This is a genomic window from Fuscovulum sp. (assembly GCA_035192965.1).
Taxonomy (GTDB): Bacteria; Pseudomonadota; Alphaproteobacteria; order Rhodobacterales; family Rhodobacteraceae; genus Paragemmobacter.
On the sequence record CP136571.1, the window covers coordinates 1,348,815 to 1,361,597 of the forward strand.

At 67.5% G+C, this 12,783-nt stretch carries 14 protein-coding genes; 9 read left to right on the plus strand and 5 right to left on the minus strand.

Annotation, left to right across the window (positions count from 1 at the left end; translation table 11 throughout):
* Position 1: 1 nt before the first annotated feature.
* Both RSE12_06640 and RSE12_06645 read right to left on the minus strand, forming a co-directional pair.
* On the minus strand, positions 2–844 hold the full coding sequence (locus RSE12_06640; GenBank protein ID WRH64004.1) for an ABC transporter substrate-binding protein: 843 nt from the start codon (positions 842–844) through the stop codon (positions 2–4).
* A complete protein-coding gene (locus RSE12_06645) occupies positions 841–1,893 on the minus strand; it encodes a ChuX/HutX family heme-like substrate-binding protein (protein ID WRH64005.1) in 1,053 nt (350 codons plus the stop codon). The genes RSE12_06640 and RSE12_06645 overlap by 4 nt, the downstream gene beginning before the upstream one ends.
* A 233-nt stretch (positions 1,894–2,126) precedes the next feature.
* Here RSE12_06645 and RSE12_06650 point away from each other — a divergent pair, with 233 nt between their 5' ends.
* From RSE12_06650 to RSE12_06670, 5 genes are all read left to right on the plus strand, one after another.
* Entirely contained in the window at positions 2,127–4,226 is a 2,100-nt protein-coding gene (locus tag RSE12_06650; protein WRH64006.1) for a TonB-dependent receptor, read from the plus strand.
* A complete protein-coding gene (gene exbB / locus RSE12_06655; GenBank protein WRH64007.1) occupies positions 4,226–5,008 on the plus strand; it encodes a tonB-system energizer ExbB in 783 nt (260 codons plus the stop codon). The genes RSE12_06650 and exbB overlap by 1 nt, the downstream gene beginning before the upstream one ends.
* Entirely contained in the window at positions 5,005–5,427 is a 423-nt protein-coding gene (locus tag RSE12_06660) for a biopolymer transporter ExbD (protein ID WRH64008.1), read from the plus strand. The genes exbB and RSE12_06660 overlap by 4 nt, the downstream gene beginning before the upstream one ends.
* Positions 5,424–6,296, plus strand: a complete 873-nt coding sequence (locus RSE12_06665) for a TonB family protein (protein ID WRH64009.1) — start codon at positions 5,424–5,426, stop codon at positions 6,294–6,296. Before RSE12_06660 ends, RSE12_06665 begins: the two co-directional genes overlap by 4 nt.
* Before the next feature lie 121 nt (positions 6,297–6,417).
* Positions 6,418–6,597: a hypothetical protein gene (locus RSE12_06670; protein ID WRH64010.1), complete on the plus strand. Its 180-nt coding sequence runs from the start codon at positions 6,418–6,420 to the stop codon at positions 6,595–6,597.
* A 104-nt stretch (positions 6,598–6,701) separates the two neighbouring features.
* Here the strand turns inward: RSE12_06670 and RSE12_06675 are convergent, their stop codons facing one another.
* Genes RSE12_06675 through RSE12_06685 form a run of 3 tightly spaced genes read right to left on the minus strand, consistent with a single transcriptional unit; the run spans position 6,702 to position 9,126 of the window.
* On the minus strand, positions 6,702–8,054 hold the full coding sequence (locus tag RSE12_06675; protein ID WRH64011.1) for a HAMP domain-containing sensor histidine kinase: 1,353 nt from the start codon (positions 8,052–8,054) through the stop codon (positions 6,702–6,704).
* Complete coding sequence (locus RSE12_06680; GenBank protein ID WRH64012.1) at positions 8,051–8,713, minus strand: response regulator transcription factor; 663 nt, start codon at positions 8,711–8,713, stop codon at positions 8,051–8,053. The genes RSE12_06675 and RSE12_06680 overlap by 4 nt, the downstream gene beginning before the upstream one ends.
* A complete protein-coding gene (locus tag RSE12_06685; GenBank protein WRH64013.1) occupies positions 8,713–9,126 on the minus strand; it encodes a hypothetical protein in 414 nt (137 codons plus the stop codon). The genes RSE12_06680 and RSE12_06685 overlap by 1 nt, the downstream gene beginning before the upstream one ends.
* A 127-nt stretch (positions 9,127–9,253) precedes the next feature.
* Between RSE12_06685 and RSE12_06690 the strand changes: the two genes are divergently transcribed.
* The 4 genes from RSE12_06690 to RSE12_06705 all read left to right on the plus strand — a co-directional run bounded on the left by RSE12_06690 (position 9,254) and on the right by RSE12_06705 (position 12,730).
* Positions 9,254–9,772: a PepSY domain-containing protein gene (locus tag RSE12_06690; GenBank protein ID WRH64014.1), complete on the plus strand. Its 519-nt coding sequence runs from the start codon at positions 9,254–9,256 to the stop codon at positions 9,770–9,772.
* A gap of 217 nt (positions 9,773–9,989) precedes the next feature.
* Complete coding sequence (locus RSE12_06695) at positions 9,990–10,631, plus strand: nucleoside/nucleotide kinase family protein (GenBank protein ID WRH64015.1); 642 nt, start codon at positions 9,990–9,992, stop codon at positions 10,629–10,631.
* Between the two features lie 3 nt (positions 10,632–10,634).
* Positions 10,635–12,041, plus strand: a complete 1,407-nt coding sequence (locus RSE12_06700) for a hypothetical protein (GenBank protein ID WRH64016.1) — start codon at positions 10,635–10,637, stop codon at positions 12,039–12,041.
* Positions 12,038–12,730 carry a class II aldolase/adducin family protein gene (locus RSE12_06705; protein WRH64017.1) on the plus strand — a complete coding sequence of 231 codons (693 nt, stop codon included), beginning with the start codon at positions 12,038–12,040 and terminating at the stop codon, positions 12,728–12,730. The genes RSE12_06700 and RSE12_06705 overlap by 4 nt, the downstream gene beginning before the upstream one ends.
* Positions 12,731–12,783: the final 53 nt, after the last annotated feature.

Consider the following 12,783-nt stretch of genomic DNA (forward strand, 5'->3'; position numbering starts at 1 on the left):
CCTAGCCCTGACCGGGGTAGAGGAGCGCGTGTAGATCTGCGGCGGCCTGCGGGGTGCGTGGGCCAAAGCCGAGCAGCAGGAGGCCATCCATGCGCAGGATTGCGCCCGTCTTGGCGGCGGGGGTTTGCGACAGGGCGGGATGGGCCAGCACCATGTCGTTGTTGATGGCGAGGTCGCCTTCACGGTCCATCATCAGGATCACGTCGGGGGCGGCGGTCAGGACCGCCTCATCCGTGATCTGCTTGTAGCCATCGAACCCCATGCCTGCGTTGATGCCGCCTGCCAGTTCGATGATGCTTTCGGCGGATGAGCCTTCGCCGCCTGCCATGACGCGGCCGCCTTGCAGCGACAGGATGAACAGGACACGTTTCGGGGATTCCACAGTGGCGGCGCGGGCGCGGGCCTGTTGGAGGCCTTGCGCCACGTCGGCGGCGAGGGCCTTGCCTTCGTCGGGCAGGTCGAGCGCGTTGGCGATGGTGGTGATCTTGGCGATCAGGCCATCGGGGGAGGTGTCGGGGCCGGACATGGTGAAGGGGATGCCTGCCGCGTTCAGCACATCCAGCGCTTCCTGCGGGCCTGCGCCGGATTCCGACAGGATCAAGTCGGGGTTCAGGGCGAGCACGCCTTCGGGCGAGAGGGCGCGGAAATAGCCGACATCGGGAAGAGCGATGACTGAGGGCGGGAAGGTGGAAGTGCTGTCGCGCCCGATCAGCCTGTCCTGTGCGCCGAGGGCGACGGCGATTTCGGTGACAGAGCCACCGAGGGTAAGGACGCGTTGGGCGGGATCGGCGAAGGCCGGGGTGGCAAGCGCAAGCGCGAGGGTGAGAGAGAGGCGGAAGGTCATGCGGGCACCCCTTCGACAGCGGGCAGCGTGGCGATGAAGGCGTTCCATGCGGTAGGGGCGGCATCCTTGCGATAGCCGAAGATTTGCAGGATCAGGCCACCGTCCCTGTCAAACGCCTCGATGCTGTTGGCATCGCCCGTGCGGGTGGGTTTCCAGACGCGCCAGACCTGCGCAATGTGATCGCTGCGCAGGTGCAGGTTAAAGCGCGGGTCCATGACGTTGATCCATGGCCCCATGGGGACGACCTTGGCGATGGTGCCGCCGTGGATCTGGATGCAGCCCTGATTGCCCACGAAGATCATCAGCGGGATGGCGGCATCGGCGGCGCCGTGCAAAGCGCGGGTGATGCTGTCCGGCGCGATACGTTCGGCGCGGGGTTGGCCGGCGAGTTGGTAGGCACCCAGACGGTTCATCTTCAGCCTGCGGGTGAGGGTGTTGAACTGATGCGTGTCGGTCATCGCGTCCCAGTCGCGGCGCAGATCATCGGCGCGGGCAGGATTGCCCCGGGGGCTTTCGGTCGGGATGCGGGGCGCGAGGATCAGCGATTGCGGCTGGTCGGGCAGGCCGAGCGTGGCGGTGAGGCTGTCGAAGGCATCGGCGTTCGATTCGGGTTTAAGATGCACCTTGTGGACGGCGTCCCCTGCCGCATCAAAGATTTGCAGGCTGCGTTTCGGGCCATCTTCGGCCTGATCCACTACGGCGAAGGCGTGGGTCCAGTGGTCGGGGAAGATGCGCAGGTCAATCTCGGGGTCGAGCACCATCGCGGCATGGGGGCCGGAGCGGTAATCGGAATAGACGCCGCGCCGTTCATGGACGCAGGATTCGTTGCGCGTCAGCGCCATGACATCCCCCAGATCGCGGATCAGCGGGAAAAGACGGTCGGGTGTGGCGTCGATGGCCACGGCCCCGTGGCCGACATGGGCGGCGACGAGCGTGGCCTCGGTCACGCCATGGGCATGGGCGAGATCGCGGGCGCGGGCCTTAGGGTTTGCCGCGCGCAGGGCGCGCAGGTCGGCGGGGGTCAGCAGGGGGGATTGGCCGTCAGCCATGGGATGCTCCAGACAGGAAAGGGCGCGTCTGGCGGTCGGCGGGGCCGGGGCTGGTGCGCGTGGATCAAGGATCGGGCAGGTTTCGCGGATACTTGACAGTTACAGTCAGGCTTTCTAGAAGCCATTTCCTGACAGATCAAGTCGGAATATCCGCCACGGCGGACCGACCTGCCGCCAGCCACGCGATCCGCCCGGCCAGCCCTTCAGAAAAACAAAGACAAAAGGGGTTATCCATGCCGATCCGCACCCGTGCCCAGAGGGCGCAGCTTCTGTGTTCCGTGCCTTTGATCCTGATCTGCGCCGGGCCTGCCGCCGCGCAGGAGAATGAGGGGTTTTTTCAGGTTCTGGGCCGCATCATCCTTGGCACCGGGACGGCGAAGGTGGCCATCGACACCCCGCAAGCGGTAAGCACGATCGAGGCTGAAGAACTGGAACGCGATCAGCCTGCCACCATCGGCGATCTGTTCAAGGCGGTGCCGGGCGTGCAAGGCGCGGGGGCATCGGCCCGGCCCTTGGGGCAGGCGTTCAACATCCGGGGCATCGGCAACAGCGAGCAGACCGCATCCGAGGCGCGCATCATCGTGACGGTGGATGGCGCGCCGAAGTTTTATGAAAGCTATCGGATGGGGTCGTTTCTGGGCGATCTGGACCTGTACAAGCGGGTGGAGGTGCTGAAAGGGCCTGCATCTTCGACGCTGTACGGGTCGGGGGCGATTGGCGGGGCGGTGAATTTCACCACCAAGGAGGCCGGCGATTTTCTGGAGGAGGGCGAGACGCAGGCGCTGCGCTTTTCCAGCACCTATGACAGCAATGGCGATGGGGTGAAGCTGGGCATCATTTCCGCCACGCGGGCGGGCAGTGCCGAATATCTGGCCGGGTTCAACGTCACCACCGGGAATGACAAGGTGGACGGGGCAGGCAACCGGCTGGCGGGGACGGCTTATGACGGCTGGTCGGGGCTGGTGAAGGGCAAGTGGTATCTGGGGGCAGATGACGAGCAGAGCCTGACACTGAGCCTGTCGCGGACGGACAGCGATCTGGACGGCACGCCGGTGGCGCAGACCGGGGGCGCGACGGTGGGGGCGTTTGGCCTGCATGACATGCATGCGGTGGATGACACGCTGACACTGGCCTGGCGGCATGAGTTCCGCGACAACCCGTTGCTGGATGTGACGGCGCAGCTGTCCTTTACCGATACGAGCGTGGAGAAGGAGAATTTCTCGCTGGGCGCGTCCTGCGCGCCGGGGACGTTTCAGGTTCTGTGCGACAGTTCTTATGGCTATGCGACCACCACGCTGAAGCTGGAGAACACCGCCGATCTGAGCGCGGGAGCGTGGGAGAATTACCTGACCGTCGGGGTGCAGGTGTCAGAGCAGGAGCGCAGCGCGACATCGTCGCTGGGGGCTTTGGGGTTCCACCCCGAGGGGTCGGATCGGCGGGTCGGCCTTTATGCGCAGGGCGAGTTCACCTATGGCGAGCGGCTGACGATCATTCCGGGCCTGCGCGTCGATATGGGCGAGCAGACGCCGGGTGCGGCGGCGGTGGCAGCGGGGGCGTTGGCACAAGAGGACACCGCCGTGTCGCCCAAGATCGCGGCGATGTATGAGCTGAGCGACAGCTTTGCCATCTTTGGGTCGCTGGCGCGGACAGAGCGGATGCCGACGCTGGATGAGTTGTATTCCAGCGAGGCGGCGGGGGCCTTGCCGGCGCGGACACCCAGCCTGAACCTGCTGAAGGAAGAGGCGGATACGGTGGAGCTGGGCTTTACCTGGCAGCGAGAGGGGCTGTTGGCCGAGGGCGACAGTTTGCAGATGAAGGTGACAGCGTTTCACAACGATCTGACAAACATGATCGCCACCACACCGCGCGTGGCGGGCGGGCCTGCGGTGCCGTATTTTTCCAACATCGCGGCGGCGGAGTTGTGGGGGGCCGAGGTGGAGGCCGCCTATGATGCGGAGCGGTGGTTCGCGCAACTGGCCTATTCCCACGTGAAATCGAAGAACGCGGCGACGGGGCTGACATTGCCGGACACGCCGGCGGAGAATGTGGTGCTGACCTTGGGGGCCAAGCTGCCCGATCAGGGGCTGACGGTGGGCTGGCGGGCGAGTTACTTTGACAAGATCCGCACGTCATCCGCCACCACGACGGGCGCGTCATATGACACGCATGATGTGTTCCTGACCTGGTCACCCGAGGAGGGGCCATTGGCGGGGCTGGATGTGAACCTGTCGGTCGAGAATGTGTTTGACCGGGCCTATCGCAACAACCTGAGCCTGGACAATGCGGCGGGGCGGACGGCGAAACTGTCGGTTGCCAAGCGGATCGCGTTCTGATGCGGGGGCTGGTGGGGCTGGCCTTGGTGCCGGGGGTTGCCTTGGCGCAAGAGGGGGGCGATGCCGCCCCCCTGACCCCCCTTGCGGGCATTGCGCCCCCGCTGCACGCGCCCGTGCCGGTGGTGGAGATGATCCTTGCCGCGCATTGGGTGGTGCAGGGGGTGAGCCTTGTGCTGGCGCTGGGCTTGTTTGCAGTGGTGACGGTGCTGGTCTTCAAGGCCGGGGAATTGTGGCTGGCGGGGCACCGGCTGCGCCAGAGCCTGCTGTCGCTGGGCGGGGCGGGCACGCTGGACGAGGCGGCGCGGATGCTGGCGGGGCGGCGCTGCGCGGGGGCGGCGATGGCGGCGGCGGCGGTGGAGGAATATGCGTTGGCCTTGCCCGTGCTGGCGCAGGCGGGGCCCGCGGGCGTGAAGGAACGGGTGCGCGCGCGGGTGGAGCGGATCGCAGGCCGCGATGCGGCGCGGCTGCGGCGCGGGACGGGGGTGCTGGCCACGGTGGCGGCGACGGCGCCCTTCATCGGGCTGTTCGGGACGGTGTGGGGGATCATGTCATCCTTTCTGGCGATCAGCGCAGAGGGGACGACGAACCTTGCCGTTGTGGCACCGGGGATTGCCGAGGCGTTGCTGGTGACGGGGTTCGGGCTGGTGGCGGCGATCCCGGCGGTGGTGGTCTATAACGCGGTGCAACGGCGCATTGCGGGCCTGCGGCAAGCGATGGCGGATGTGGCGGTGGCGCTGGAGGTGCTGCTGGGCCGCGATCTGGACCGGAGGGCGGCGGCATGAGCGGGGGGTTTCCGCGCGATGGCGATGAGGATGACGTTGCGGCGGAAATCAACGTCACGCCGTTCATCGATGTGATGCTGGTGCTGCTGATCGTGTTCATGGTGGCGGCCCCCCTGTCGACAGTGGATGTGCCGGTAACGCTGCCCACCAGTTCCGCCGCGCCGGCGGAGCGGGTTGCGGACCCCCTCTGGCTGACGGTGACGGCAGAGGGGGCGTGGTCTCTGGGCGATGTGGCCGTGGCGCGCGAGGGGTTGGCGGCAGCGCTGGAGGCGGCAAGCGACGGGGATCGCGGGCGGGCGGTGCTGATCCGGGGCGATGCCGCGCTGCCTTATGCCGAGGTGATGGCCGTGCTGGATGCGCTGCGCGATGCGGGGTGGATGAAGGTGGCGCTGGTGGCCAAGGAGGCCGCAGGGGGATGAGCGGCCAGTTCAACCGGGGGCGCGATCTGGCGGGGTGGGCGGCGGCGGCAGGGGTCGCGGCGGCACTGTTTGCCGGTGCGGCAGTGGCGGCCTTGCGAGCTGCGCCCGGTACGGCGGGCGCGGGGCCGGTAGAGGCGGTGGCGATGGACCTGTCGGTGGGGGTGGTGCCGCTGTCGGCGGTATTGCCATCGGAACCGCCCGCAGTGGCGATGGCCGCGCCTGTGCAGCCGGAGGCCCCGCTGACCGAGGCCACGCCTGACCTGCCTGCGATGCCGGAACCGGTGGCCATGCCGCGCCCGGATTTGCCGCCTGCGATGGACCTGCCGCAGGCGGAAGCACCGCCTGTGATGGCGGCGGCCCCGCCTCCTCCGGAAGCGCCGCCGTTGACCATGGCGCAGAGCCCGCGCCCGGTGGCGCGGCCCGATCGTTCGCAGCCTGAGCGTGCGAGAGATGAGGTCCAACCGGCCGAGGCTGCGCGGCCCGCCGCGCCGGAGACGGAGGCGCAGGCTGAAGCCAAGCAACGCGCGCCGAGCGCGGCTGCGCCTGCGCAGGCGGCGGGATCGGATCAGGCGGCGCGGCCTGCGCAGGAGCGTCGAGTTGCGGGCGGACAGGCGGCGGCGCGGTATGGCGATCAGGTGATGCGCCAGATCGCGCGGCTGCGGCGGCAAAAGGCGCCCGAGCGGGGGGTGGTCGTCGTGGGGTTCGAGATCGGGGCCGATGGCGGGCTGCGGCGGGTGGCGGTGGTATCATCGTCGGGATCTGAGGCGCTGGACCGTGTGGCGCTGGACCATATCCGCCGCGCCGCGCCCTTTCCGCCCCCGCCCGAAGGGGCAGCGCTGCGCTTTGCCTTTGAGTTCGTGGGGCGGTGAGGCCAATGGTCCAAGGTGAGGGCGACCAAGGTCTCGGCCCTTTTCGGGAGGGCTGTGTCCATTGTCTTTGGTGCTGTTAACATATATTAACATTTAGAAAATAAAGACGGATTTTACACAGATGTACGACCGGGATTTGACGGAGCTTCAGACACTCATCGGGCAATGGGCCCAGACCGGACGGGTCGATGTCGGCGGTTGGGGCGCGAATGAGGTGATGACGATTCTGTCAGGCCAACCGGAGTTTCGGGAAAAGTTCGTGGCGCTGTTGCAGTGCCGCCTGGGTGAACCGATCCACTGACATCTGCTGAGGCGCGGTCCGGAACGGAACGGGCGGCGGGTGCTTTTCGCAGACGTATTTTGCAGAGCTGGCGGAAAACGGGCTGATGCCACCTGCGGTTTGCGTCAGGTGGCGGCGGGCAGGCGCAGGGTGACGCGCAGTCCGCTGCCTTTGCTGTCAAAGGCCAGTTCCCCCTTGGCGCGGGTCAGGATTTCATCCGCGATGGCCAGACCCAGACCATTGCCATCGTTGCCCGGACCTGCCGTATCAAGCCGCTGGCCGCGTTGGCGCAGGCGGGCGATCTGATCCGGTGGCATTCCCGGCCCGTCATCCTGAAGCGTCATCACGATCTCGGCCCCGTCGCGCCGGGCGGTGAGCGTGATGCGCGCCTTTGCGTGGGCCACGGCGTTTTCCAGAAGCGCGCCCAGCGCCTCGGTCAGGTCGGCGCTGTCGATGCGGGCGGAGAGGCCTTCGGCGGCGTTGATCTGCCAGACAAGCGCTGCACCGCGTGGGGTGCGTTGCAGCACGGCCACCACACCGCGCAGGGCGCGGGCGGCATCGGCGGTGGTGCCGGGGGTGCCGCCTGCCAGAGTGGCGCGGGTGAGTTCGCGGTCGACTTGCAGGCGGATGGAACGGACCACGGCTTCGATCCCCGCCGCCTCGGTCTGGCGGTCGGTGTCGCGCAGGCGTGCGGCGTCGCCCAGCAGGGCCTGCAGCGGGGTTTTCAGGCCATGCGCCAGATCGGCGGCGCGGCGGCGGGAGCGGTCAATCTCGGTCGCGCGGGCATCGAGGAGGTGGTCGATCTGGCGCGCGAGCGGGGCCAGTTCCTGCGGCACGCTGTCGCCGATCCTGTCTTGCGCGCCGGAGGTGAGGGATTGCAGGCGCTGGCCCAGTGTGGCCAGCGGGGCAAGGCCCACGCGGATTTGGACGGCCCCGGCGGCGAGGATTGTCAGTCCAAGGACAGCAAGCCAAGGCAGCATATCGGCACCAAAGGCGGCGCGGGCGGCATCTATCCGCGCGCGGTCCAGCGCGGTGGTGATGCGGACCTGCTTTTCACCCGCCGGGGTGGGGCGGATGACGGTGCGGTCCAGCGCAAGAAGCGCGGTGTCCTGCGGGCCGGGCAGGGTAAGCAGAACGCCCGCGCCGGGCGGCGGGGCAGGGGGCAGGGTGAGCGTGAAATCCCACAGTGATCGCGAGGACCATGTCTGATCGCCCACGGACACCGCCCAGTAGCGGCCGGAATAGGGGCGGTTGAATGCCGGGTCAGGGGGCGGGGTGGCCAGCGTCAGGCTGCCATCGGGGGCAGGGTCGAGCGTGACGACGAGGTAATCCGACAGATCCGCCAGATCGGTGGCGATGGCGCGTTCGGCATGGCGGTTGAACAGGATCGACAGGCCGAATTGCGCCGCGATCAGCGTGACGATGAGGGCCAGGCCCCCCGCCAGCGCCAGACGCAGGCGCAGGGAGCCGCGTGTCATGGATCGCCGCCCAGCCTGTAGCCAAAGCCGCGCCGGGTTTCGATGGCGGCGGACCCAAGTTTGCGGCGCATCCGGGTGATGACAGCCTCGACCGCGTTCGCCTCGCGCCCGTCTTCTGTGCCGTAGAGATGGTCAAGCAGTTCGGTCGGGGGAACCGTGCGGTCGCGGTTCAGAAGCAGATAGGACAGGAGCCGGAATTCCAGCGGGGTCAGGGCGACGGGCAGGCCGTCGCGCTGCACGGTCATGCGGTTAAGGTCGATGGCAAGGCCGCCGATGTGGTGCAGCGGCTGCGCCTGCCCGGCGGCGCGGCGGATCAGGGCGCGGGCGCGGGCGGTCATTTCCTCGACCATGAAGGGTTTGGGAAGGTAGTCGTCGGCCCCGGCCTCGATCCCTTCGACGCGTTCGGACCATGTGCCACGGGCGGAGAGGATGAGGATGGGGAAACCCCGCCCCTCGGCCCGCCAGCGTTTCAGCAGGGTCAGGCCATCCAGCCGGGGCAGGCCCAGATCGAGGATGACCAGATCGTAATCTTCCGTCCCGCCCTGAAACCATGCGGTTTCGCCATCGGTCACGGTTTCGGCGCGGAAGCCGGCGGCGGTGAGGGCGGTGGAGACCATATCCGCGATGCGGCTATCATCTTCGACGACAAGGGCGCGCATCAGTCATTGATCCGGATGACACGCGCCGTGGCAGCATCGACCGACACGCCCAGAACCCGCCCTGCGGGCGTGATCAGTTCCAGTTCATAGATCAGGCGGCCGCTCTTGCGGTGAAGTTCGGCGTTGATCATGCGCGCACCGAAGCGGTTTTCGACCCCGCCCAAGATGGCCGCGAGGGGCAGGATCGCCCCGGAGGACACGCCCGCGCGGGCGCGGTCGCTGTCATCGTCGTCGTTGTCGTCGTCATCGGCGCTGTCGTCGCCGTTGCTGTCGCCGCCATTGTCATCACCACCACTGTCACCACCACTGTCACTACCGCTGTTGCCGCCACCATCATCGCTGCCGTCCTTGGCGAAGACGGGCGTGGCGACGCTCAGGATCGCGAGGAGGAGGAGGAAGGAATAGCGGGTCATGCACGCGATGTACCGGATGGAAGCTGACAATTGGCTGACAGGTCCGGTCAGGAGGCTGTCAGACGACTCATGTCAAAGCTGGTCCATCCCGAGAGTTGGGGCAATTGAAAAACGAGAGGATGAACCAATGGACGCCAAAGACCTGAACCGTGCTGGACACATTTCGATGGGCATCGCCATGGTTGCGGCCGTGGTGGGGGCGCTGTCGCTGGCATCGGTGCCGACGCCGACCTTTGCGGGCAGCGATGACCGGGGCAGCGACGACCGGGGCGGCAGCAGCAGCAGCAGCGACGACCGGGGTGGCGATGACAACGGTGGCAACAGCAGCGGCAGCAGCAGCGACAGCAATGGCGACAGCACCAGCGATGGCAATGGCGGCGATACCAGCGGCCATGGCAGCGACGATGTCGGCTATGACGACAAGGGCGGCAACGGGGCGGGCTATGGCTCGCAGAACGGTGTGCTCCTGCCGGTGCTGACCGAAGTGGTGGCCGATTGGGAAACGCGTGGCTACCAAGTGCTGGAGATCGACCGCGAGGATGGAACGGTGGTGGAGATGAAGGTCATCACCCCGGAAGGCAAGCGGGTCGAGATGTATGTCGACGCGGCCACCAACACGATCCTGAGCCAGCGTCTGGACTACTGAGATCACGACCGCGCTGCAGGCGGGGGGGGTGGGCGCAGGCCCACCCCTTTTGCATTGCGGGGTGCGGTGCGGGGGCACGGGCGCTGCCCGGGATCCGGGGTGAGCTGCGGCCCGGTGCGGAAAATCTTGTGCTGAAAATCTTGCTCGGGGGAATGGACAAGGGCGCGCGCTTGCTGCGGTATGGCGGCGGGTGGGATCGGCTGATCCGGGGGGCAAGGTGACGGCATCCTTTATCGACATGGACGCGCTGGCGGCGCTGTTGGTGAAAAAGGCAGCGGGGGGCGGGCGCGTGATCGCGGCACTGGCCGGGGCGCCGGGATCGGGCAAGTCCACCGTGGCCGAAGGGTTGGTGGACCGGCTGAATGCAGGGCAGGCGGCAATGGCGGCAGTGCTGCCGATGGACGGGTTCCATTACGACGACCTGCATCTGGTGCCGGCGGGGCTGCGGCCAAGGAAGGGCGCGCCGGAGACGTTTGATGTGGGCGGGCTTTATCACACGCTGCGCCGCATCCGGGCGCGGGATGAGGATTTCGTCGCCGTTCCGGTCTTTGACCGCGATATCGAGATTGCGCGGGCGGGGGCGCGGATGATTTCCGCCGACGTGCCAGTCATCATTGTCGAGGGGAATTATCTGCTGCTGGGGCAAGAGCCATGGTCGCGGCTGCGGCCGTTGTTCGATGTGGCGGTGCTGGTCGATGTGCCGGAGCCTGTACTGCGTGCGCGGCTGACGGCACGGTGGCGGCATTATGACCTGACGCCTGAAGAGATTGCCTGGAAGCTGGATGGCAATGACCTGCCGAACGGGCGGTTCGTGATGGCCGAGAGCAAGAACGCGGATTTCCGGCTGGTGAACGGATAGCGCATGACGGGGCCGGGCAGCATCGCGGTTCTGGATGTTGGCAAATCCAACGTGAAGTTGTCGGCCTGTGATGCCGAGGGGCACGTCCTTGAGACATTGACGACGCCGAACCCGGTCTTACCGGGGCCGCCCTGGCAACACCATGACCTAAAGGCGCTGAACCTTTGGGTGATCGATGGGCTGGCGGCGCTGGGGCGACGGCATCCGCTGGCGCGGTTCGTGGCGTCTGGCCACGGGTCGGGTGCGGTGCTGGTGGGGGATGATCCCGATGCGGGCGGCGACGGGGCCGTGCTGCCGATGATGGATTATGAGCAGTCCCTGCCCGAAGGGCTGGACGCGGAATATGCCCCTTTGACCGGGGATTTCCTTGACCGGGGATCGGCCATGATGATGGGGGCCAGCCATGCGGCGCGGCAGATGTTCTGGGCCGCGCGCGACAGGCCTGCCGAATTTACCCGCGCGCGGTGGTGCCTTGGCATCCCGCAATACTGGGCGTGGCGGTTGAGCGGGGTGGCGGTGAGCGAGGTGACGATCCTGGGTGCGCAGTCGCATCTGTGGAACGTGGCGCGGGCGCGGTGGTCGCCCATTGTGGCGGCGCGGGGCTGGGGGCGGCTGATGCCGCCCTTTGCGCGGGCATCGGATGATCTGGGTCCGGTGCGTGCGGCGCTGGTGGCGCGTGGGGTGCCGCAGATGCGGGTCCATGCGGGGGTGCATGATTCATCGGCCAATTTCCACCGCTATCGCGCGGCGGGGCTGGACGGCATCTGCGTCATTTCGACGGGGACATGGATCGTCGCCATCGCCGACCGGATCGCGCCCGAACGTCTGGACCCGCGCTTTGGCATGACGCTGAACGCCGATGTCGGCGGTGCACCGGTGGGGGGCGCGCTGACGATGGGCGGGCGGGATTATGCGGTGCTGGCCGGGACGCAACCCGAGGGCGCGCGGGCCGATCCGGCAGTGCTGGCGCGGCTGATCGTGCGGGGAACGATGGCGCTGCCCGCTTTTGGGCCGAGTGAAGGGCAGTTTCCCGGCACTGCGGGCAAAGGGCGGATCGTCGGGCCACCGCCCGAGGGCGCGGCAGAGCGGCTGGCGCTTGCGGTGCTGTACGTAGCGCTTCTGACGCTGGAATGCGGCAATCGGCTGGACGCGGAGCGACCGTGGATTCTGGATGGCAGTTTCCTGCGCGATCCGGCCTTTGCCGCGCTGGTGGCTGCGTTGCGGCCGGGGCGCGAAACGCGGACCCATGCGGAAAGCTATGGCATTGCCGTTGGGGCCGCAGCCCTGTGTGCGCAGGGTGAGGTGATGCCGCCCCTGCACCTGACCGAACCGCAGCCCCTGCCCGGGCTGCCCGACCTAACAGATTACGTCGCGCGCTGGCGCGCGCTTGCCAAGGAAGCCATGACATGACCGATGCCGAACTGACCCTGCGCCAACAGATGGTGCGGACCTGCCGCAAGATGAACGAGACGGGGATCAATCAGGGCACGGCGGGCAACCTGTCGGTGCGGTTTGGCGACGGGTTCCTGATCACGCCGTCGTCGCTGCCCTATGACGGGATGGAGCCGGACGATCTGGTGGAGATGGGGTGGGACGGCACCTATGCAGGGCGGCGGCCATCGTCGGAGTGGCGGTTCCATCGCGACATTCTGAAGGCGCGACCGGATGTGAATGTGGTGCTGCATTGCCATTCGGCCTTTGCCACATCGGTTGCCTGCCACCACCGCACGATCCCGGCTTTTCATTACATGGTGGGCGTGATGGGGGGCAACACGCTGCGCTGTGCGCGCTATGCGACCTTTGGCACGCAGGCGCTGTCGGATGCGGCGATCGAGGCGCTGGAGGGGCGGATGGCCTGCCTTCTGGGCCAGCATGGGCAGATCAGCCTTGGCACCACGCTGGAGGGCGCGTTGTGGATGGCGGTGGAGGTAGAGACGCTGGCGCGCATGTATGTGCAGGCGCTGGCGCTGGGCGAACCGCCCGTGCTGCCGGAGGAGGAGATGGAGCGGGTCATCGCGCAGATGAAGCGGATGAGCTATGGTCTGGGCCCCGAGGAAGAGGGCGCCAATGATGTGGCGCGGCCGCGCAAGCCGGCCTGAGAGGCGGCGCCGCAGGGCGTGACCAGGCGGCAGCCGGATTGACCGAAAGTCGC

What these genes read in the sequence shown, in the direction of transcription:
- RSE12_06640 (WRH64004.1), bottom strand. Translation starts at nt 844, where the DNA reads ATGACCTTCCGCCTCTCTCTCACCCTCGCGCTTGCGCTTGCCACCCCG.
- RSE12_06645 (WRH64005.1), bottom strand. Translation starts at nt 1,893, where the DNA reads ATGGCTGACGGCCAATCCCCCCTGCTGACCCCCGCCGACCTGCGCGCC.
- RSE12_06650 (WRH64006.1), top strand. Translation starts at nt 2,127, where the DNA reads ATGCCGATCCGCACCCGTGCCCAGAGGGCGCAGCTTCTGTGTTCCGTG.
- exbB (WRH64007.1), top strand. Translation starts at nt 4,226, where the DNA reads ATGCGGGGGCTGGTGGGGCTGGCCTTGGTGCCGGGGGTTGCCTTGGCG.
- RSE12_06660 (WRH64008.1), top strand. Translation starts at nt 5,005, where the DNA reads ATGAGCGGGGGGTTTCCGCGCGATGGCGATGAGGATGACGTTGCGGCG.
- RSE12_06665 (WRH64009.1), top strand. Translation starts at nt 5,424, where the DNA reads ATGAGCGGCCAGTTCAACCGGGGGCGCGATCTGGCGGGGTGGGCGGCG.
- RSE12_06670 (WRH64010.1), top strand. Translation starts at nt 6,418, where the DNA reads ATGTACGACCGGGATTTGACGGAGCTTCAGACACTCATCGGGCAATGG.
- RSE12_06675 (WRH64011.1), bottom strand. Translation starts at nt 8,054, where the DNA reads ATGACACGCGGCTCCCTGCGCCTGCGTCTGGCGCTGGCGGGGGGCCTG.
- RSE12_06680 (WRH64012.1), bottom strand. Translation starts at nt 8,713, where the DNA reads ATGCGCGCCCTTGTCGTCGAAGATGATAGCCGCATCGCGGATATGGTC.
- RSE12_06685 (WRH64013.1), bottom strand. Translation starts at nt 9,126, where the DNA reads ATGACCCGCTATTCCTTCCTCCTCCTCCTCGCGATCCTGAGCGTCGCC.
- RSE12_06690 (WRH64014.1), top strand. Translation starts at nt 9,254, where the DNA reads ATGGACGCCAAAGACCTGAACCGTGCTGGACACATTTCGATGGGCATC.
- RSE12_06700 (WRH64016.1), top strand. Translation starts at nt 10,635, where the DNA reads ATGACGGGGCCGGGCAGCATCGCGGTTCTGGATGTTGGCAAATCCAAC.
- RSE12_06705 (WRH64017.1), top strand. Translation starts at nt 12,038, where the DNA reads ATGACCGATGCCGAACTGACCCTGCGCCAACAGATGGTGCGGACCTGC.